This window comes from Nocardia sp. NPDC046473 (assembly GCF_040645995.1).
GTDB lineage: Bacteria > Actinomycetota > Actinomycetes > Mycobacteriales > Mycobacteriaceae > Nocardia.
On sequence record NZ_JBEYZJ010000001.1, the window covers coordinates 765,907 to 787,071 of the forward strand.

A 21,165-nucleotide genomic window follows, 5' to 3' on the forward strand; every position below is an offset into this window, starting at 1 on the left:
GTCATCTAGTCGAGCGGATCGCATAGACGGCGTGCCTGTCCGTGCCGACCAGCGACGCATCCTGTTCGGCAGTGACCTGGAAACCACGGTCGGTCAAGGTGCGCACCACATCATCGAGTCGGCCGGCGGTGTCGGTGCCTGGTGCGTCGTGCACTTCCATCACGATCTGCCGCACCATGGGCCAGTGGCGCCGATCGATGCCGCGCAATACGTCCATCTCCGCGCGCTGTACGTCGATCTTGATCATGTCGATGCGGTCGACACCTTCTTCGTCGATGACCTCGGACAGTCTGCGTACTCGGCAGGTATGCGTCACCGACTGGAATCGGAAGTCGAGGATGCTGTCCAGCTCCTCGAGGACCTCTCGCCCGTCGTCGGACTCCGGCAGGCTCTCGATGGCAGCCCGGCGCACGAATTCCTTGTCCTCGTCGGTGTCGGCGTACGCGCTCTGCGTCGACATCGTGGTGTATCCGGGATAGTAGGTGAACGGGACCTCCCTGTCGGAGTCCGACAGGCCGTAGGGGAAGACCCGGGCCTGCACCTGGTGCGCCGTCAGGTTATGGCGCAGTGCCCGGCACAGCGGAGGCAGCGGCTCGAATGCCAAGATCGATGCGGACGGGACCTCCGAATGGACGAACAGCGAGTACATGCCGATATTGGCTCCCACATCCACCACGAGGGCATCGGGTGGGATTGTCAGACCGCCACGCAGGTAGATGCGCTCCAGGAAGATCTCGCGATAGAGGTGTGCTGTCTCGTGCCAATTCAGGCCGTGAACACGGTCGATGTCTAGCGGCATTGCGATCCCCGAACTGGTGCGTGCCGAGCTGCGGCCTGTGTCAGCCACCCTATTCGCCGGTAGTCGGCAGGTCCCATATGGAAATGCGGCAGTTTCGCGGCATTTCACCGATGCTGCGGCACGTTGACGACGATTTTCTGCGAAATATGTACGCGGAACATATATTTCGAGGATCCTGCTGAGCCGATTGCCAACCGTGGAATCCGAGTTTGGGAGAACGTGGTAGTTGTGAGAACAAACGTGGTAGTTGTGAGAACAGTCCTCGCCAGGCCGCGGCTACGCCGATACCTTGTCGCACAAGCGATCTCGATCCTCGGTGACAGCGCGCTGTTCGTCGCGTTCGCGATCTGGGCGAAGACACTCACCGGGAGCAGTTCCGCCGTCAGCCTCATCTTCCTGGTCCTGCTCCTGCCGTTGACCCTCGCTCCGCTCGCCGGGTATCTCGTCGACCAGGTGCGCGGCAAGCGCCTGTTGATCACTGTCAATATCGCGACCGGTCTACTGGTGCTTCTGCTGCTTCTGGTGCACGATCGAGGGCAGCTGTGGCTGCTGTACGCGGTGGCATTTTGCTACGGCTGCTCCAGCGCGATCACCGGTTCGGCGCGGTCGACGCTGATCCGCCACCTCACCGCCGACCGGGATGAACTGATCAGCGTCAACGGCGCTCTCCAGGTGATCCGCAAGAATATGGAGCTGTTCGGCCCGCTGGCCGGGGCGGGTCTGTTCGCGTGGCTCGGCGGGCCCGCCGTCGCCATCCTCGACTCGGCCACGTTCTTCCTCGCCGCCGCGATCCAGGCGACCATCGCGATCGATGAACCCATACCGGAGCGGGCGAACAACCGATGGGGCACCGCGCTGGCCGCCGGATTCCTGCATATCAAGGAGACGGTCGAACTCCGGCAGATCCTGCTCGGCGCCGCGGCCGGTCTGTTCGTGATCGGCTGTGTCAACACGCTCATCTTCGCCGCCCTCGACGCGATCGGTCGGCCCCCCTCCTTTGCCGGAGTCCTGGAGGCGATCATGGCCGCCGGTGCGATCGGCAGCAGTCTGATTGCCCCGATGGCGCTGCGCAACTGGGGCACTCAACGCGTGGTGTTCGGGGGACTCGTACTGCTGGCTGCGGGGATGGTGTTGCTCGCGGTGCCTTTACTCGGCGTGGTCGTGCTCGCCATGGCGCTGGTCGGCGCGAGTGTACCGCCGGTCATCGTGTCGCTGACGACCGCGGCACAGACCAAGACCCCGGTCGACAAACTCGGCCGGGTCGTCTCGGTGGTGCAGCTGGCGACCAGTGCGCCGCAGGTACTGGCCGCCGCGGTCGCGGCCGCGCTGATCGCCGTGCTGCCCTACCGCGCGATCTCGGCGATCGCCGCCGTGCTGATCGCCGTCTGTGCGCTGTGGTTGGTTACCCGGCGGCAGGCGGCGTCCGAGCAGGCGGCCATCTCAGCCGGACATAGCGACGAGGACTCGTCGTGACCCGGTGAACGGCCGTCGTCCGTGCGCGACCATGACGTTATCGATCACCATGAGATCGCCTGCCTGCCAATCGTTATCGACCGCGAGAGCCAGACCTTTATCCCTGATTTGCGTGACGTAGTCGGCGGGAATCGGAGCGCCGTTGGCGAAGGTGACCGACTGCGGCAGTTCGTCCTCGGACATCATGTCCAGCAGGGCCGCTGCCGTCTCCGGATCGAGCGCCGCGACGTGCCACTGATCGGACTGGTTGAACCATACTTCGGTGCCGGTCAACGGATGTCGGATGATGGCGGGCCGCAGCTGGCTGATCCGCAGGCAGTCGTCGGAGCGCCACTCCCATGACGCGTCGGCGCCTGCCAAGAATGCCTCGACGACTTCCCGGTCGTCCGTCTCGAACGTGTCCTGCCAGCTCTTGCCGAAACCCGCACCGCCATGCAGGTTTTGGACGTAGCGCACGCCATCGCGATAGGACTCGCGAATCTCGTGGTCCAGCGATTCGAGCCACGCATGACCATCCACCACCGGGGTGGCGCCGCCGGAACTGGCCGGTCGCTCGCAGAAGAACAGCAGGCGTGCGGGCCAGGAGTGCGCGTAGGACAGCTCGTTGTGCATGGAGATCGTGAATTCGGCGGGGTACTCGGTCGACGTATAGAGGTTGTCGCCGACCTTTGTTCTCGGTGAGTTGCCGTGTACGTACGGAAGCTGGTTCGGCAAAAGTCGCGCCAGCGCGGCGGGCAATGTCGTCGGGGTCAGGCCGAATCCTCGGAATACCAGCGCCTTCTCCGCGAGCAACAGCGCGTCGACCCGGCGGCTATCGGCGAGAAACCCGATCAGCCCCTCGAATGTGGCATCGGTTCCTACTGCATGCGGGGTGATCTCCAGCGGCGTCCAAGCCGGTCTTGCTACATCCGCCATGATGTCTCCCAACCTTCGACGGTTACCAGCCAACTATTGCGCATCGGAAGGTGTTGCGCGACGCGCACTTACGGTTGGTCTTTCTGCCGGGGATCTGCCTGCTATCCCGCTCGTTTCCCGTCAGGAGAGTATCTACGCTCAATGATCATGTAATGCGACCGTCGGCGTATTCGGCGGAAAACTCAGGGGGGTCCCGAAATTAGCGACCGGGCCGAACTCGCGCTGGCCGCATTGTCGAATACGACGTTCGGCGGGGTTGCCGGTCCCGCTCGTGAACCGGCCATCCCGAATCACGCATTGGAGTAGGAAATGACGTTGCACCCGATCGCCACACCGGAGCCCATCGCCGATATCGCCGCGACGACCGCGTTGATCGAGATGGCTGACCAGCTCGGCGTAGCGCACTTCTTCGAGCAGCCGACCCCGTTCACCGCCGCCGACATCGCCTCGGCCGCCGATATCCCGAATGCCGCCGCGGTGGCCTATCTTGCCGCGTTGTCGGCGGCGGCGTTGGTCGTGGAATCCGGCGACTCGGTCTGCGCCGCAACAGATTTCGCCGAGCGCAGGCATGTGGCCGGCTATCTGTCATGGTCGTTGACCGCGAACCGGCCGTTCATCGAGCACATCACGGACTACCTTCGCGATCCCGTCGGCGCCCGAGAAAGCTTTCAGCGCAACGGGCGTGCCGTCGCGGTGACCTCGCGCTGGATCGGTGAGCAAGCGTTCTATCCCGTCATCATCGAGACGATCCTGCGGCGCTCGCCCTCGCGCATCGTCGACCTCGGCGCCGGTACGGCGGGCCTGCTGATCCAGCTGCTGCGGCACTTGCCGGACAGCACCGCGGTCGCGGTGGACATCAGCCAGGGCGCGTGCACCGCGGCACGCGAGGCCGCCGAGCGAGCCGGGTTGTCGGATCGGCTGACGGTGGTGCACCGGTCTATCCAGTCGCTCGTCGACGACCCGGAGCCGTTGGAGGGCGCGGACGTTATCCACGCCGGCTTCGTCCTGCACGACCTGATGCCGGAGGAGGAAGAGACGCTGGACGCGCTGCTGAGCATCTGCCGCAAGGCGATCAGTCAGGACGGGGTGATCGCGATCACCGACAGCGTGCCCTACGCCGACCAGGAACGCGAACGCCGTTTCAGCGCGCTGTTCACCTTCACGCACGAGCTGATGGGCAGGCAACTGCTGACCGAGCAGCAGTGGCTGGACAAGTTCGTGAACGCCGGTTTCGCCGCCTGTACCTGTGTGCCCCATCGGTTCCCGGGCGGTCGGCTGTTCGTAGCGGGGGCGTAGCCGGAGCGTTCAGTGATCGCGGCATCGGACCTTGCCGCGACGATCGGCCGACTTGACGGCGCACCAAGGCGAACAAAGCGCACAAGTACATATGAGGAAGGGACAGTGGTGTCCAGAATTACGTCAACCACATTGCCCGAGCTGTTCGCCCGGCAAGTCCGCCTCGGCCCGGACCGTTTGGCCGTCACCTGCGGGGATACGTCGCTGTCCTATCGGGAACTGCGGTGCCGGGCGAACCGTCTCGCCCGGTTGTTGATCGCAAGGGGGATCGGTCCCGAGAACCTGGTCGCTCTGCTGCTGCCACGGTCGATCGACTTGGTCGTGGCTGTGCTCGCCATCCTCGAGACGGGTGCTGCCTATCTGCCGATCGATCCGGACAACCCCCCGGACCGTATCGCGTTCGTGCTGGCGGACGCCGCTCCGGTCGACGTGATCACGGTGGGCGCCAACGACTCTGGGTGCGGCACGGTCATGCTGGACGCTCCGGATACCGCGCGACTGCTCGCCACGTATCCCGCTACCGATCTCGACGGTCCCCGTGTTCACCCGTCGGCCGCCGCGTACGTGATCTACACCTCCGGATCGACGGGCCGACCGAAGGGCGTGCTTGTCCCGCATCACAACGTGGTTCGCCTGCTCACGTCGACGAATCCGTGGTTCGATTTCACCGCGAGCGATGTCTGGACGTTGTTCCACTCCTACGCCTTCGACTTCTCGGTGTGGGAACTCTGGGGTGCGCTCGCGCATGGTGGCCGACTGGTGGTGGTGCCGTTTCATGTCAGCCGTGCGCCTGAGGAGTTCCATCGGTTGCTGGTCAGGGAGCGGGTGACGGTGCTCAATCAGACGCCGTCCGCCTTCTACCAGCTGGACACGGCAGACAGCGAATCGGCCGAACATACCGAATTGGCTTTGCGCCTGGTGATTTTCGGTGGTGAGGCGCTGGACCCGGCGCGGCTTGCGCGGTGGTGCGAGCGGCATCGTGTCGGCCTGCCACGGCTGGTCAACATGTACGGCATCACCGAGACGACGATCCACGTCACAGGCGTGGATGTGGACCGCCGCCTGGTCGATTCGGGCGTCGGCGTCATCGGCCGCCCCATCCCGGACCTGCGGGTGCATCTCCTCGACGCCGAATTGCGCCCGGTGCCCGAGGGTGTCGTCGGTGAGATGTATGTGTCCGGACCTGGTTTGGCCCGCGGCTACCTCGGTCGGCGCGGGCTGACCGCGCAACGGTTCGTCGCTGACGCGTTCGGCGCACCGGGGACCAGGATGTATCGCACCGGTGACTTGGCCAGGCGCGCCGGCGACATATTCGAGTATCTGGGCCGCGCCGATGACCAGGTGCAGCTGCGTGGTTTCCGCATCGAGCCAAGGGAGATCGAGTCGGCGCTCGTCCGGCGGCCCGACGTGGCGCAGGCCGCCGTGCTGCTGCGTGCGGATCGTGCCGATGACGCCCGGCTCGTCGCGTATGTCGTGCCGGGCAAGGTAGCCGCCTTCGCTGCTGACGCGGTGGGCCTGATCGGCGACTGGCGCTCGGTCTATGACGAGATATACGCGGGCTCCTCGGCTCCGCCTGGCGCCGACTTCACCGGCTGGACAAGCAGTTACGTCGGGTTGCCCATCCCCGCTGACCACATGCGGGAATGGCGGGACGCCACCGTCGCCGAGATCCGCGAGCTACGCCCCCGCCGAGTACTGGAGATCGGTGTCGGGACCGGACTGCTGCTGTTCCCACTCGCACCGGACTGCGAATCCTACTGGGCGACAGATCTATCCGGTGTGGCCATCGACCGGTTGCGCCGACAGATCGGCGACGGTGAACTGAGTGACCGAGTTGTGCTGCGGCAGCAGCCTGCCGACGTTTTCGACGGTGTACCCGGCGACTACTTCGACACCATCGTCATCAATTCCGTCATCCAGTATTTCCCCGATGCGGACTTCCTGGCGCGGGTGCTCGATCAGGCCATGGCGGCGCTCGTGCCGGGCGGTGCGATCTTCGTCGGCGATGTGCGAGACCTGCGTACCCATCGCGTCTTGCAGACCGCGATCCAGCTCGGCCGATCGATTCACGCCGATGCGCCCACCCTGCGTGGTGCCATCGAGCGCGGTATCGCGCTGGAGAAGGAGCTGTTGGTCGCACCCGAATTCTTTGGCGCGTTTGCCCGGCGACTATCGGACGCGGGCGCGGTCGAGATCAGGGTCAAGCGCGGTGTGCACCGCAACGAACTGACGCGACATCGCTACAACGTCGTGCTCGGCAAGCGGCCGGCCGGGCCCGATACCTGGTCTACGGTGTCCTGGGCCGGCATGGCGGATGTGGCGCGGCGGCTGGCCGATCGCCCGGTGGGTGGTCTGCGGGTGCTCGGTGTGCCCAACGCGCGCATCGCGGGTGAGCTCGCGGCGGCCGCCCACCTGACAAAAGACGGTGCCGTTGCCGAGGCGCGCGCGCTGCTGGCGGCAACCGACGACGCGTTCGAGGCGATCGATCCGGAACTGCTGTACGCACTCGCCGAACGGACCGGGCACCGGGTCGCGATCACTCTGTCGGCGGATTCGATCGGCGGCGTCGACGCGGTGTTCCACGACTCGGACCGGCCGATGGCGACCTTTGCGGCCGCGCCGGCGGATCGGGCTCTCAGCTCTTACACCAATCTCCCTGCCGCCGTTGGTGATCCCGGTGCGCGCGGCGCACGACTGCGTACCTACCTGCGTACCTGTCTGCCCGAATACATGGTCCCGTCGGCGGTCGTCATCATGGCGGCGCTTCCGTTGACCCGCAACGGAAAGCTGGATCGCGCCGCGCTGCCAGCGCCCGAGTCGAGCAGCGCCGGACGTGCTCCGCGCGGCCAGCGCGAAGCGGTGTTGTGCAGAATGATGGCGGACGTACTCGGCCTGTCGGTGATCGGCACCGACGTCAGCTTCTTCGATCTCGGCGGACACTCGCTGCTCGCGACGCGGCTGATCAGCCGAATCCGTGCCGAACTCGGTGCTGAGTGCGACCTCAGGACCCTGCTCGACGCGCCAACGGTCGCCGCATTGGCGCAACGGGTGCTGCCGCCGGTTGCCGGTGCTCGACCACCGGTGCTGCCGAGACCGCGTCCGGAGTCGGTGCCGTTGTCGGCGGGTCAGCGTCGGTTGTGGTTCATCCAGCGTAGCGATCCGTCGTCGGCCTACAACGTGCCGTTGATGCTGCGGTTGAACGGGCCGTTGGAGACCGGGGCACTGGTGGCGGCCGTGTCGGATGTTGTTGCGCGGCACGAGCTTTTGCGGACGGTATTGCCGGAACGTGCTGGCGTGCCGGTCCAGCGGGTTCTTGATGCTTCCGAGGTGGGGGTGGCTCGGGTGGGTCTCACCCCTGCCGAGCTGCCCGGTGCGTTGGCTGCCGCGGGGGAGTATGTCTTCGATGTGACCGTCGAGTCACCGATGCGGGTGACTTTGTTCGAGGTGTCGAACACCGAGCACGTGTTGTTGCTGTTGATGCACCACATCGCCGTCGACGGATGGTCGGTGCCGGTACTACTGCGTGATCTCGGCATTGCGTATCGAGCTCGGATGGCCGCTGAGCGGCCGACGTGGCCGCTGTTGCCGGTGCAGTATGCCGATTATGCGTTGTGGCAGCAGGAATTGCGTTTCGACGATCAATTGGATTATTGGCGCGAGACTTTGGTGGGTGTGCCTGAGGAATTGGGTTTGCCGGTGGATCGGTCGCGGTTGGCGGTGCCGACGTGGGCTGGTGGTGTGGTGTCGTTCGAGTTGGATGGTTTGGTGCATGAGCGGTTGATGGTGCTTGCTCGTGAGCGTGGTGCGACGTTGTTCATGGTGTTGCATGCGGGTTTGGTGGTGTTGTTGTCTCGGTTGAGTGGTGTGGTGGATGTTCCGGTGGGCACGGTGGTGGCGGGTCGTTCTGATGTTGCGTTGGATGATTTGGTGGGGTTTTTTGTGAATACGTTGGTGTTGCGTGTTGATGTGTCTGGTGATCCGTCGTTTGTGGAGTTGTTGGATCGGGTGCGGGAGGTGGATTTGGGTGCGTTTGCGCATCAGGATGTGCCGTTCGATGAGGTGGTGGAGGCGGTGAATCCGGTGCGTTCGATTGCGCGGCATCCGCTGTTTCAGGTTTTGCTGGTGTTGCAGAACAATGTTGATGTGGGGGTGGATTTCGGTTCGGCGGTGGCGAGTTATTCGTTTGATCCGGTGGGTGCGGTGACGGCGAAGTTCGATGTGTCGTTCACGGTGACCGAGTGTGTGGGTGGTGGGGTCGAGGGGGTGGTGGAGTTTGCTGCGGAGTTGTTCGATCGGGTGTCGGTGCAGGCGTTGGTCGATCGGTGGGTGCGGGTGTTGACCGCGGTGGCCGCGGATCCCAAGATGCGGGTCGGTGGTCTCGATACGCTCGACGAAGCTGAGCGGTCGCAGCTGCTGACCTGGGGTCGTGTCGGCGCTGCCAGCACTGCTGCAGCCTGTTTGCCGGAGTTGTTCGCCGAACAGGTCGCGCGGATACCGGGCGCGACGGCGGTGGTGTTCGGGGATACCGAGTTCACCTATGCCGAGCTGGATCAGCAATCGAACCGGTTGGCGCACTTGTTGATCGAGCGTGGCGTGCGGCCTGAATCGGTGGTGGCGGTGGCCGTTCCCCGGTCGATCGAGCTCGTCGTGGCGCTGCTCGCCGTGTGGAAAGCGGGCGGAGCCTATCTGCCGATCGACCCCGACTATCCGGCAGACCGGATCGAGTTCATGGTCACCGACACCGAACCCATCCTGTTACTGACCATCGCCGACGCGCCCGCGTCATTGCTGAGCCCGTTCGAAACACGCACCACGACAACGGTCGTCGCCGTCGATGACCCGGACACGGTCCGGTCGATCACCGCGCACACCAGCGTCCCGATCACCGACGCCCACCGCAACGCACCACTGAGTCCACTCAATACGGCCTACATCATCTACACCTCCGGATCCACCGGCAGACCCAAAGGCGTTACCACGACCCATCACAACGTCGTGGATCTGGTGACCGACCCTTGCTTCGACAACGTTCACGAGCGAATCCTGGTTCATTCACCGACGGCATTCGATGCCTCCACCTACGAATTATGGGTGCCCCTGATGCGCGGCGGCGCGGCGGTGATCGCACCGCCTGAACGCTTGGACGCGGCGACATTCGGCAAGTTGGTGGCCCGTCATCGGGTCACCGGGGTGTGCCTGGCGGCCGGATTGTTCGAGGCATTCATGGAATCGGCCCCTGCATGTTTCGCTGGGCTGACACAGCTGTGGGTAGGTGGCGACGTCCTCTCGGCCAGCGCGGTTCGGCATCTGCTCGAGCGGCATCCGGGTGTGCGTATCGCCAACGGATACGGTCCGACCGAGACCACCACCTTCGCGACGAGGAGTCTGTTCACCCGGCCCGAAGAGCTGGGTGGCGGCACACTGCCGATCGGTGGTCCGCTTCGGGGGACGTCGGTGGTCGTGTTGGACGCCGGTTTGCGGTTGGTTCCGGTAGGGGTGCCCGGCGAGTTATATGTATCGGGTTCCGGTGTGGCTCGGGGGTATTGGGCTCGGGCGGGGCTGACGGCATCGCGGTTCGTGGCCGATCCAGCCGCATCGGTCCCCGGCGATCGGCTGTATCGCACCGGCGATGTGGTGCGCTGGCGCGCGGACGGACAGCTGGAGTATGTCGGTCGCGCCGATGACCAGGTCAAGATCCGTGGCTTCCGGATCGAGCCGGGTGAGGTCGAAGAGGCGCTGGTGTCGCATGCGGCGGTTGGGCGCGCTGTCGTCGTGGCCCGCGAAAGCGGCGTCACCGGTGGCGGCAAACGGCTTGTCGGCTATGTGGTCCCGGCCGACAGCGCTGGTGGTGGCGCGTTCGATACCGAGTCGTTGCGGTGGTATCTGTCCGCGCGCCTGCCCGAATACCTGGTGCCCTCGGCGATCGTGGCGCTGGCCGAGTTCCCGCTGACGGCGAATGGCAAACTGGACCGAAATGCCTTGCCCGCACCGGAATTCGAATCCGGAGTGGAGTATCGAGCGCCGCGCACCGAGCACGAGCGGATCCTCGCTGGTCTGTTCGCCGAGATGCTCGGCGTGGAGCGGGTCGGCATCGATGACAATTTCTTTGCTCTGGGCGGGCATTCATTGCTTGCGACGCGGTTGGTCAGCCGGATTCATTCGGTACTCGACGTGGATTGCGATGTGCGCGGCTTGTTTTCGGCGCCGACGGTTGCCGGTTTTGCCGGTCGGCTCATCGGTGGGAGAGGCGTCGGTCGTCCGGCCATCATCGCGGCACAGCGTCCGGAGTTGGTTCCGGTGTCGGCGGGTCAGCGCCGGCTGTGGTTTGTGCAGCGTAGTGATCCGTCGCCGGCCTACAACGTCCCACTGGTACTGCGGTTGACAGGACCGGTGAACAGCGGCGCGCTGAGCATGGCCCTTACCGATGTGACGACCCGGCACGAGATATTGCGGACGGTGTTCGCGGAACGCGACGGTGTGCCGTTTCAGCAGGTTCTGCAGCGCTATTCGGTTCCGGTGCAGCGGGTGCGGGTGTCTGCGGCGGAACTTCCTGCTGCTTTGGCGGCTGCGGGGGAGTATGTCTTCGATGTGACCGTCGAGCCGCCGGTGCGGGTGACTTTGTTCGAGGTGTCGGACACCGAGCGGGTGTTGTTGCTGTTGATGCATCATATTGTGGTTGATGGTTGGTCGGTGCCGGTGTTGTTGCGTGATTTGGGTATTGCGTATCGGGCGAGGGTGGCCGGTGAGCGGCCGGGGTGGCCGCTGTTGCCGGTGCAGTATGCCGATTATGCGTTGTGGCAGCAGGATCTGCGTTTCGACGATCAATTGGATTATTGGCGCGAGACTTTGGTGGGTGTGCCTGAGGAATTGGGTTTGCCGGTGGATCGGTCGCGGTTGGCGGTGCCGACGTGGGCTGGTGGTGTGGTGTCGTTCGAGTTGGATGGTTTGGTGCATGAGCGGTTGATGGTGCTTGCTCGTGAGCGTGGTGCGACGTTGTTCATGGTGTTGCATGCGGGTTTGGTGGTGTTGTTGTCTCGGTTGAGTGGTGTGGTGGATGTTCCGGTGGGCACGGTGGTGGCGGGTCGTTCTGATGTTGCGTTGGATGATTTGGTGGGGTTTTTTGTGAATACGTTGGTGTTGCGTGTTGATGTGTCTGGTGATCCGTCGTTTGTGGAGTTGTTGGATCGGGTGCGGGAGGTGGATTTGGGTGCGTTTGCGCATCAGGATGTGCCGTTCGATGAGGTGGTGGAGGCGGTGAATCCGGTGCGTTCGATTGCGCGGCATCCGTTGTTTCAGGTTTTGCTGGTGTTGCAGAACAATGTTGATGTGGGGGTGGATTTCGGTTCGGCGGTGGCGAGTTATTCGTTTGATCCGGTGGGTGCGGTGACGGCGAAGTTCGATGTGTCGTTCACGGTGACCGAGTGTGTGGGTGGTGGGGTCGAGGGGGTGGTGGAGTTTGCTGCGGAGTTGTTCGATCGGGCGTCGGTGCAGGCGTTGGTCGATCGGTGGGTTCGGGTATTGACCGCGGTCGCCGCGGACCCGGCCACGCGGGTGGGTGGCTTCGATCTGCTCCGCGCTGAAGAGCGAAATACCTTGTTGAAGTACGGGATCGGCCCGGCGCGGGAGTTGCCCGCAGTGTCGTTGGTCGAGTTGTTCGAGGATCAGGTGGACCGGTCCCCGGATGCCGTCGCGGTGGTGGCGCCGGATGCGGTGCTGACGTATGCGGAGCTCGACGCGCGGGCCAATGGGTTGGCGCGAGTGTTGCTCGAGCGCGGCGCCGGTCCGGAACGGCCGGTGGTCGCTGTTATTTCGGAACGTTCGGCAGAAGTGGCTGTCGCGATTGTCGCGGTATTGAAGACCGGAGGCTATTTCGTACCTCTGCCCGCGAGTTTTCCGATGGCACGGATGCGGATGGTGATCGCGGAGACCGGCGCGGAGGTGGTGCTTGTCGATCGAGTGATCGATGATTTGGATGTCGAGCCGATCGTGCTCGGCGAAGTATCCGATATCGCGGAACGTGTCGGAATCACGGTGCGGCCGGATCAATTGGCGTATGTCATGTATACATCCGGTTCGACCGGAGTGCCGAAGGGAGTCGGCGTCCGCCATGGTGGCGTCGTCGGTTTGGTGGCGGATTCGGTATGGCGCGCAATGGATCGGGAGGCGGTATTGGCGCACACGTCGTTTGCGTTCGATCCCTCGATTTATGAGGTGTGGCTGGGATTGGCCTTCGGCGGGCGGGTGATGATATCGCGTAGCGACGGAGTGCTGGATATCGAGGAGGACCTGTCGACGGGGGTGTTCGCGGCGGCGTTGTTCAACGTACTTGCCGAAGAGTCGACGACTGCGATGGCGCGGTTGGGGGTTGCGTGGTCCGGCGGTGATGTGATTTCCCCAGCCGGAGTGCGGAAACTATTGACGCTCCGGCCGGATATGGTGGTCGGCAACGCCTACGGGGCGACCGAGACCACGGTGATTTCGACCTGGTTTTCGATGCGGGCAGCGGATGCCGTGCCGTCGGTGGTACCGGTTGGCGCGCCCATGGATAACACGCGGGTATACCTGCTCGACCGTTCGCTGGGATTGGCGCCGGTAGGTGTGGTGGGCGAAATCTATGTTTCGAGTGCGGGTCTGGCGCGTGGTTATGTGCGCCGCCCCGATCTGACCGCGTCGCGGTTCGTGGCCGATCCGTTCGGCTCAGCGGGTGCGCGCATGTATCGGACCGGTGATCTGGGACGGTGGCGTGTCGACGGGAATCTGGACTTTGCCGGCCGCGTCGACGACCAGGTGAAAGTGCGAGGCTTCCGGGTCGAGCCCGCTGAGATCGAAGCGGCACTGCTCACCCGAACCGGTGTCGCCCAGGTGCGGGTGGTGCTGCGCGGCGACGGTGCGGTCAACCGGCTGGTGGCGTATCTGGTGCTCGACAGTGCGGCCCCCTCGACCGACGCACTGCGCACCGGATTGGCCGAAATACTGCCGGACTACATGATCCCGTCGGCTTTCGTCCCCCTTGACCGGCTGCCATTGACCTCGAACGGCAAGTTGGACCGAGCCGCGCTGCCTGCCCCGCAGATCGAGGCCGGCCGTCAGCGGCGGCCGCGTAATCCGCGCGAGGAAATCCTGTGCGGTTTGTTCGCCGAGGTATTGGGTCTGCCTACGATCAGCATCGACGATGATTTCTTCGTTTTGGGTGGGCATTCACTACTCGCTGCTCGGCTGGTCAGCCGAGTTCGTTCGGTACTCGGTGTGGACTGCGATGTGCGGACACTGTTCACCGCCCCCACGGTCGCCCGCTTCGATGACCGCCTCGCCGGCACGACCGATGCCGCTGATCCGGTAATCACCGCGAGAACACGTCCGGAACGGATTCCGGTATCGGCCGGTCAACGCCGACTCTGGTTCCTACAGCAGAGCGAGTCGTCATCGGCTTACAACGTCCCCCTGGTACTGCGGTTGACAGGACCGGTGAACAGCGGCGCGCTGAGCATGGCCCTCACCGATGTGACAACGCGGCACGAGATATTGCGGACAGTATTCCTGGCACGCGACGGGGTGCCGTTCCAGCAGATCCAGGAGCGTTATTCGGTTCCGGTGCAGCGGATTCCGGTCGACGAGGCCGGGGTGGGTGCGGCGTTGGCAGCGGCAGGGCAGCACGTGTTCGACGTGACAGACGAGCCGTTGCTGCGGGTGACTTTGTTCGAGGTGTCGGACACCGAGCGGGTGTTGTTGCTGTTGATGCATCATATTGTGGTTGATGGTTGGTCGGTGCCGGTGTTGTTGCGTGATTTGGGTATTGCGTATCGGGCGAGGGTGGCTGGTGAGCGGCCGGGGTGGCCGCTGTTGCCGGTGCAGTATGCCGATTATGCGTTGTGGCAACAGGAATTGCGTTTCGACGATCAATTGAACTATTGGCGCGAGACTTTGGTGGGTGTGCCTGAGGAATTGGGTTTGCCGGTGGATCGGTCGCGGTCGGCGGTGCCGACGTGGGCTGGTGGTGTGTTGTCGTTCGAGTTGGATGGTTTGGTGCATGAGCGGTTGATGGTGCTTGCTCGTGAGCGTGGTGCGACGTTGTTCATGGTGTTGCATGCGGGTTTGGTGGTGTTGTTGTCTCGGTTGAGTGGTGTGGTGGATGTTCCGGTGGGCACGGTGGTGGCGGGTCGTTCTGATGTTGCGTTGGATGATTTGGTGGGGTTTTTTGTGAATACGTTGGTGTTGCGTGTTGATGTGTCTGGTGATCCGTCGTTTGTGGAGTTGTTGGATCGGGTGCGGGAGGTGGATTTGGGTGCGTTTGCGCATCAGGATGTGCCGTTCGATGAGGTGGTGGAGGCGGTGAATCCGGTGCGTTCGATTGCGCGGCATCCGCTGTTTCAGGTTTTGCTGGTGTTGCAGAACAACATCGAGCCTGTTGTCGATTTCGGTGAAGTAGCGGTGGCGGCATCCTCAACGCATCTGGGTGCGGTGACGGCGAAGTTCGATCTGTCGTTCACGGTGACCGAGTGTGTGGGTGGTGGGGTCGAGGGAGTAGTGGAGTTCGCTGCGGAATTGTTCGATCGGGCGTCGGTGCAGGCGTTGGTCGATCGGTGGGTGCGGGTATTGACCGCGGTCGCCGCGGATCCCGAGGCTCGGATGGGTGACATCGCGCAATGGCGTCCCGACGGTCGGTTGGAGTACCGGGGATCTAACGACGATCAGGTGACGATTCGAGGATTTCGTATCGATCCGACGGAAATCGAGTCGGCGCTGATGTCGCATCCGCTGGTCGATCGTGCCGTGGTTGTCGCGCAGGAAACGGCCACCGGCCGCGGTAAACAGCTGGTCGGATACGTCAGCGGTAGCGGCGATCTGTATGCCGGAGTGCTGCGGTCGTATCTGTCGCTGCGGTTGCCCGCGCATATGGTGCCCGCGGCGGTCGTGGTGATCGATGAATTTCCCTCGACGGTGGACGGGAAACTGGACTGCAGCGCCCTGCCTGCACCGGAATTCCTTGCGGGAGTGGGGTATCGGGCGCCACGCACCGAGCAGGAACAGATCCTGGCCGGCCTATTCGCCGATGTGCTCGGCGTGGAGCGAGTCGGCGTCGATGATGACTTCTTCGATTTGGGTGGGCACTCGTTGCTTGCGACACGGTTGGTGAGTCGAGTTCATTCGGTACTGCGGGTGCACTGTGATGTGCGGGCGTTGTTCGCGGCGCCGACGGTCGCCGGTTTCGGTGCTCGACTCAAAAGCGGGACCGGTGCCGCGACTCCGGTGGTCGCCGCGGCAACACGTCCGGACTTTGTTCCGGCGTCGGCCGGTCAGCGTCGGTTGTGGTTCGTGCAGCGCAGTGATCCGTCGCCGGCTTATAACGCGCCGTTGGTGTTGCGGTTGACCGGGGTGTTGAACGGCGAGGCGTTGGCGGCGGCCCTCGCGGATGTGGTCGAGCGCCACGAGATATTGCGTACGGTATTCCTGGAACGGGACGGGGTGCCGTTCCAGGAAATCTTGGATAGCTGCTCGGTTCCCGTGCGGCAGCTGCGGGTGTCCGAGAGCGAGCTGGCCGAGGCACTGGCCGTGGCGGGGCAGCATGTGTTCGATGTGGCGAGCGAGTCGCTGTTGCGAGTGACATTGTTCGAGGTGTCGGATGCTGAGCACGTGTTGCTGTTGTTGATGCATCACATCGTGGTCGATGGCTGGTCGATATCGGTGTTGTTGCGTGATCTGAGCATTGCGTACCGAGCGAGGACGGCCGGTGCGCGGCCGGGGTGGACTCGGTTGCCGGTGCAGTACGCCGATTACGCGCTGTGGCAACAGGATCTGCGATTCGACGACCAAGTGGATTACTGGCGGGAAACTCTGACGGGCGCTCCCGAGGAATTGGCGCTGCCGACGGATCGCACCCGCCGCACCGCTTCCTCGTGGTCGGGCGGGTCGGTGTCGATCGACGTGGACGGCACCGTGCACGAGCGGCTGATGGCCATTGCCCGCGAACGGAGTGCCACGCTGTTCATGGTGCTGCATGCCGGTATTGTGGCCGTGCTGGCGAGGTTGAGCGGTGATACCGACATTCCTATCGGTGCCAGTGTCGCCGGACGATCGGACGCCACGCTCGACGACTTGGTCGGGTTCTTCGTGAATACCCTTGTGCTGCGCACCGATACATCCGGCGAACCCACTTTCGCCGAATTGCTGGATCGGGTGCGGGAGACCGATCTAGGGGCGTTCGCGCATCAGGATGTGCCGTTCGACCAGGTGGTGGAGGCGGTGAATCCGGTGCGCTCGCCGGGACGAAACCCATTGTTCCAGGTCGGGCTCAGCTTCCGGAACGACGCCGAGGCCGATATCGACTTCGCCGGACTCGCCATCGAGTTGATGTCCGAGGTATTCGGGCCCATCGCGGCACGCAACGACCTGCACTTCCTACTGTCGGAACAGCCGAACTTCGGCGGCATCGATGGTCTGCTCGCGTATAGCACCGACATGTTCGACCACCGCACCGTCGAATTGATCGCCGCTCGGCTGGTGCGGTTGCTGACCGAAGTGGCCGCCGACCCCGGGCAGCGTATCGGCAGCATCGCAATCTTGCCCGTGGCCGAAAAGGGTGAGCTTGCGGAACTGTCGAACGGCCCCACGTGCGATGTCGCGGTGGCGACAATCCCCGATATGTTTCATGCCCAGGTCGCGCGAACTCCCGATGCGCGGGCGGTCATATCGGTGGACGGCACGCTCACCTATGCCGAACTGGCGGTGCGCGCCAATCGGTTGGCGCATCTGCTGATCCGGGCCGGCGTCGGGCCGGAAGACGTGGTGGCGCTTGCCTTTCCGTCATCGGTCGACCTGGTTACCGCCATCCTGGCGGTGCTCGGGTCGGGTGCGGCGTATCTGCCGATCAACACCGACGTTCCGCCGGAGCGGACCGCGTTTCTGATCGAGGATGCCGCGCCGCGCTATCTGATCACGGCGAGGTCGACACAGGCGATGCTGCCTGCCACGACCGTGCCGCTACTGCTGCTCGATGACGACGGCGTGCGCGCTGAACTCGCTGACAGCCCGGCATATCGGGCAACCGACACCGACCGCCGCGCGTCGTTGACGGGCGCGCATCCGGCGTACCTGATCTATACGTCCGGCTCGACCGGACAGCCCAAAGGTGTTGTGGTGGAGCACCGCTCCGTTGTCGACTACCTGACCTGGACCAGCCGCACCTACCCCGGAGCGGGTGGCGTCGCGCTGGTGCATTCACCGGTCGGCTTCGATCTCACGGTCACCGCTCTGTTCACACCGCTGGTCAGCGGTGGCGCGATCGTTCTCGCGTCACTCGAGGACGAGACGGTCGGCTTCGCCCAGCCCGCGTATACCTTCATCAAGGCCACCCCGAGTCACCTTCCCCTGCTGACCGAGTCGACCGTTGCGATCGCCGCCGATGCCGAGTTGCTGCTCGGCGGTGAAGCGCTGACGGCCGAGGAACTGCACAGGTGGCGTGCGCGAAATCCAACAGCCACGGTGTGGAATGTGTACGGCCCGACCGAGGCGACGGTGAATTGCACGGAATACCGTATCGCGCGGGGAGAGTCGATTCCGCCCGGCCCGGTCGCCATCGGCAAGCCGCAGGGCAATGTACGTATCCACTTGTTGGACAACATGTTCCGACAGGTCCCGCTCGGTGTTATCGGTGAGCTGTACGTGGCAGGACACACGCTCGCGCGCGGCTATCACGATCAGCCCGGCCTCACCTCGGCACGCTTTGTCGCCGAGCCCTACGGCCCGCCTGGTGCTCGCATGTATCGCACAGGTGATCTGGCCCGGTGGCGGTCCGATGGGAACCTGGAATTCGTTGGTAGAGCCGACGATCAGGTGAAGTTGCGCGGGTTCCGGATAGAACCAGCGGAGATCGAGGCGGCACTGCTTCGGCAGTCCGGTGTCGAGCAGGCAGCGGTCGTGCTGCGCGCCGACGACACCGATGTGCAGCTCGTCGCCTATGTTGTGCCCGGCACGCACCGGCCGCCGCCCGATCAGCTGCGGGCCGCCCTGGCGGATGCCTTGCCGCAGTACATGGTTCCTGCGGCCGTCGTCGTCATCGATCAGCTTCCGTTGACGATCAATGGGAAATTGGACCGGGATGCTTTGCCTGCACCGGAATGGACGAGCGTCGCTGTCCCGAGTGCGCCGCGGACTCCGCAGGAAGAGGTGATGTGCAGCCTGTTCGCCGAGGTGTTGCGGCTGCCTCGCATCGGTATCGACGACAACTTCTTCGAAATGGGCGGGCATTCGCTATTGGCCGCACGGCTGATCGCGCGCATCAAAGCGGTGCTCGGCACCGATCTCGGTATCGGCACGCTGCTGCGGTCGCCGACCGTCGCCGACCTGTCCAGTGCGCTGGAGTTGGCTACACCGCACGATGCGTTGCAGCCGCTGCTCGCGTTGCGATCGGTGGGGCAACGCCCGCCACTGTTCTGCTTCCACCCGGGCGGCGGCCTTGCCTGGTGTTACTCGGGGCTGTTGCGTTACGTACCAAGGGATGTCCCCGTGTACGGAGTCCAGTCCCGCGGTCTCGTCGACTCGACCGCGCTGCCGACGAGCCTGGACGAGATGGCCGACGAGTACGTACACCGGATTCGGACCGTTCAGCCCGCGGGACCCTACTTCCTGCTCGGTTGGTCATTCGGCGGAGTGGTCGCCCAGGCCGTCGCCACGCGAATGGAGGCGATCGGCGAACAGCTGGGCATGGTCGCCTTGTTCGACGCGTATCCGGTCCCGGATCTGGGAGCGGAATACGAACTCGACGAACGTGACGCGCTCCGGCTCGTCTTCGACGGCCTCGATGTCATGGCGGATAGGGCCGATGACGAGCCCGTCGATCCGCTGCGGATCACCGAATTGCTTCGCACACAGGGGAGCCCGTTCGGCAGTCTGGACGAGCGGACCGTGTTGAACCTGATGCGCATCGCGACTAACAATCGACGGCTGTTGGTCGATTTCAACCCGCAGCGTTTTCATGGCGACGTCCTCTTGTTCCAGGCCGGGAAAGAGGGCGACAACCAGGCAAGGGCAGAGCTGTGGACGCCATACATGAACGGCCGCACGGATATACACATCGCCGACTGCACGCACGTCGAGATGCTCACCGCTCCGGTGTCGGCCGTTCTCGGTCCGGTGGTGGCAGCGCTGCTCGGGTCGATGACCGCGATCTGACACCGTGCTGCGGTGTACCCGAAGGAGGACGAAATGGAATCTGCGTCGGACAGGGAGGCATCCATGCCCGAGGTCGGGCCGGTGATGAATCCTGGGCACGGCGAGGCTTTCACACCGCATATGTTCAGTGCGCTGTGGTCCGCACAGAATGGCTGGCACGACATCGGGTTGCGCGATATCGAACACCTGTCTATGCATCCCGCGACAATCGGTCTGCACTATGGACAGGTCATCGTCGAAGGCCTCAAGGCGCATCGACAGGTCGACGCAACGATGGGAGTATTCCGACCATGGTGCAACGCCGAGAGATTTCAGCGCTCCGCTCGCCGTCTGGCTATGCCGGAAGTTCCAGAGAGCCTGTTCATTCGCGCGGTCGAGGAGCTCGTCGCCGCCGATGAATCGTGGCTGTCCGACGACTTCTCACATAGCTTGTACCTGCGCCCCTTGATGCTCGGCACGGATGTCTCGTTGATGTTGCGGCCTGCTCGGACATACCGTTTTCTGCTGATGGCATTTGTGGCTGGAGGTTTTTTCGGAAGCGATATGGAGTCCATATCGATATGGGTCGACCATGAGTACAGTCGAGCCTTTCCCCGAGGTACGGGAGATGTCAAGGTCGCGGGCAACTATGCGCCGACTTTTGTTGCGCAGATGAACGCGCGCAAGGCGGATTGTCAACAGGTGATGTGGCTGGACGCGATGGAACACCGATGGTTGGAAGAGTTGGGTGGAATGAATGTGTTCATCGTGCGCGGCACCGGCGCAGGCGCCGAGGTGGTGACACCGGAGCTGACCGGAACCCTGTTGCCGGGAATAACTCGAGATTCCATCCTGACGCTGGCGTCTCGGTCGGGCTATGTGCCACGTGAACAGCGAATATCTCTCGATGAACTGCGTGCGGGATGCCTGAACGGTGATATCACCGAGATGTTTGCCTGTGGCACAGCGGCTGTGGTGACTCCGGTTGGTCGGGTATCCGACGCGGCGGGTGCGTTCATCATCGGTGATGGAAAGCCCGGACCGGTGACTGTCGACCTGTGCGCCGAATTGACCGGTATCCAGCACGGCACATCGCCCGACCCGGACGGGTGGGTCCACCACATCGCGCAATAGCTGGGGCAGGCCCCGCAAAGTTTCCGCCGTTGATAACGCCACTCCACACCGAAGCTCCCAGTCCGACTCGGCATACTCGAGGCCACCTCGACGAGCGCGAGCGAAAGCGCTCCTCGACCATCGAATCGTTCTCTCTCAGTGCGATGTTGAGGTCGATCACCTGTTGTGCCAGCCGAGCTACCAGCCCGGCAGCGACCTCATGGCCCGGCACCACGGTGTGCTGGGTGCGGGCGGACCCAGGCCGTCGCCGCCGTCATCGAAATGGCGAATCGACCTGAACCTCCAGGCTGTCGAAGGGTGTGACGGGCGGCTGGTTAAACATGGTCGCAGGTTCGGTACCTCGGCGGGGACCCATCCGGATGGAGACCGTTCTGACCGGCAGATTCTCGCTGGGCAACTGG

The 21,165-nt window shown here is 63.9% G+C and carries 6 protein-coding genes; 4 read left to right on the forward strand and 2 right to left on the reverse strand.

Annotation, left to right across the window (positions count from 1 at the left end; genetic code table 11):
- Nucleotide 1: 1 nt before the first annotated feature.
- Entirely contained in the window at nucleotides 2–799 is a 798-nt protein-coding gene (locus ABZ942_RS03690; protein WP_357378685.1) for an FkbM family methyltransferase, read from the reverse strand.
- Between the two features lie 249 nt (nucleotides 800–1,048).
- Here ABZ942_RS03690 and ABZ942_RS03695 point away from each other — a divergent pair, with 249 nt between their 5' ends.
- Nucleotides 1,049–2,272, forward strand: coding sequence for an MFS transporter (locus ABZ942_RS03695; RefSeq protein ID WP_357378687.1), 1,224 nt, complete (start codon nucleotides 1,049–1,051; stop codon nucleotides 2,270–2,272).
- Here ABZ942_RS03695 and ABZ942_RS03700 read toward each other — a convergent pair.
- Nucleotides 2,240–3,187 carry a TauD/TfdA family dioxygenase gene (locus ABZ942_RS03700; protein WP_357378689.1) on the reverse strand — a complete coding sequence of 316 codons (948 nt, stop codon included), beginning with the start codon at nucleotides 3,185–3,187 and terminating at the stop codon, nucleotides 2,240–2,242. The genes ABZ942_RS03695 and ABZ942_RS03700 overlap by 33 nt on opposite strands.
- Nucleotides 3,188–3,496: 309 nt before the next feature.
- Between ABZ942_RS03700 and ABZ942_RS03705 the strand changes: the two genes are divergently transcribed.
- The 3 genes from ABZ942_RS03705 (at nucleotide 3,497) to ABZ942_RS03715 (ending at nucleotide 20,764) form a co-directional block, all read left to right on the forward strand.
- Nucleotides 3,497–4,483, forward strand: a complete 987-nt coding sequence (locus tag ABZ942_RS03705; RefSeq protein ID WP_357378691.1) for a class I SAM-dependent methyltransferase — start codon at nucleotides 3,497–3,499, stop codon at nucleotides 4,481–4,483.
- Between the two features lie 105 nt (nucleotides 4,484–4,588).
- Nucleotides 4,589–19,651, forward strand: coding sequence for an amino acid adenylation domain-containing protein (locus tag ABZ942_RS03710; RefSeq protein ID WP_357378693.1), 15,063 nt, complete (start codon nucleotides 4,589–4,591; stop codon nucleotides 19,649–19,651).
- A gap of 33 nt (nucleotides 19,652–19,684) precedes the next feature.
- Nucleotides 19,685–20,764, forward strand: coding sequence for a branched-chain amino acid aminotransferase (locus ABZ942_RS03715; RefSeq protein WP_357378695.1), 1,080 nt, complete (start codon nucleotides 19,685–19,687; stop codon nucleotides 20,762–20,764).
- Nucleotides 20,765–21,165 lie beyond the last annotated feature (401 nt).

Excerpts from the sequence above, each read along its gene's own strand:
- ABZ942_RS03705 (WP_357378691.1), top strand. The coding sequence starts at position 3,497 with ATGACGTTGCACCCGATCGCCACACCGGAGCCCATCGCCGATATCGCC.
- ABZ942_RS03715 (WP_357378695.1), top strand. The coding sequence starts at position 19,685 with ATGGAATCTGCGTCGGACAGGGAGGCATCCATGCCCGAGGTCGGGCCG.
- ABZ942_RS03700 (WP_357378689.1), bottom strand. The coding sequence starts at position 3,187 with ATGGCGGATGTAGCAAGACCGGCTTGGACGCCGCTGGAGATCACCCCG.
- ABZ942_RS03690 (WP_357378685.1), bottom strand. The coding sequence starts at position 799 with ATGCCGCTAGACATCGACCGTGTTCACGGCCTGAATTGGCACGAGACA.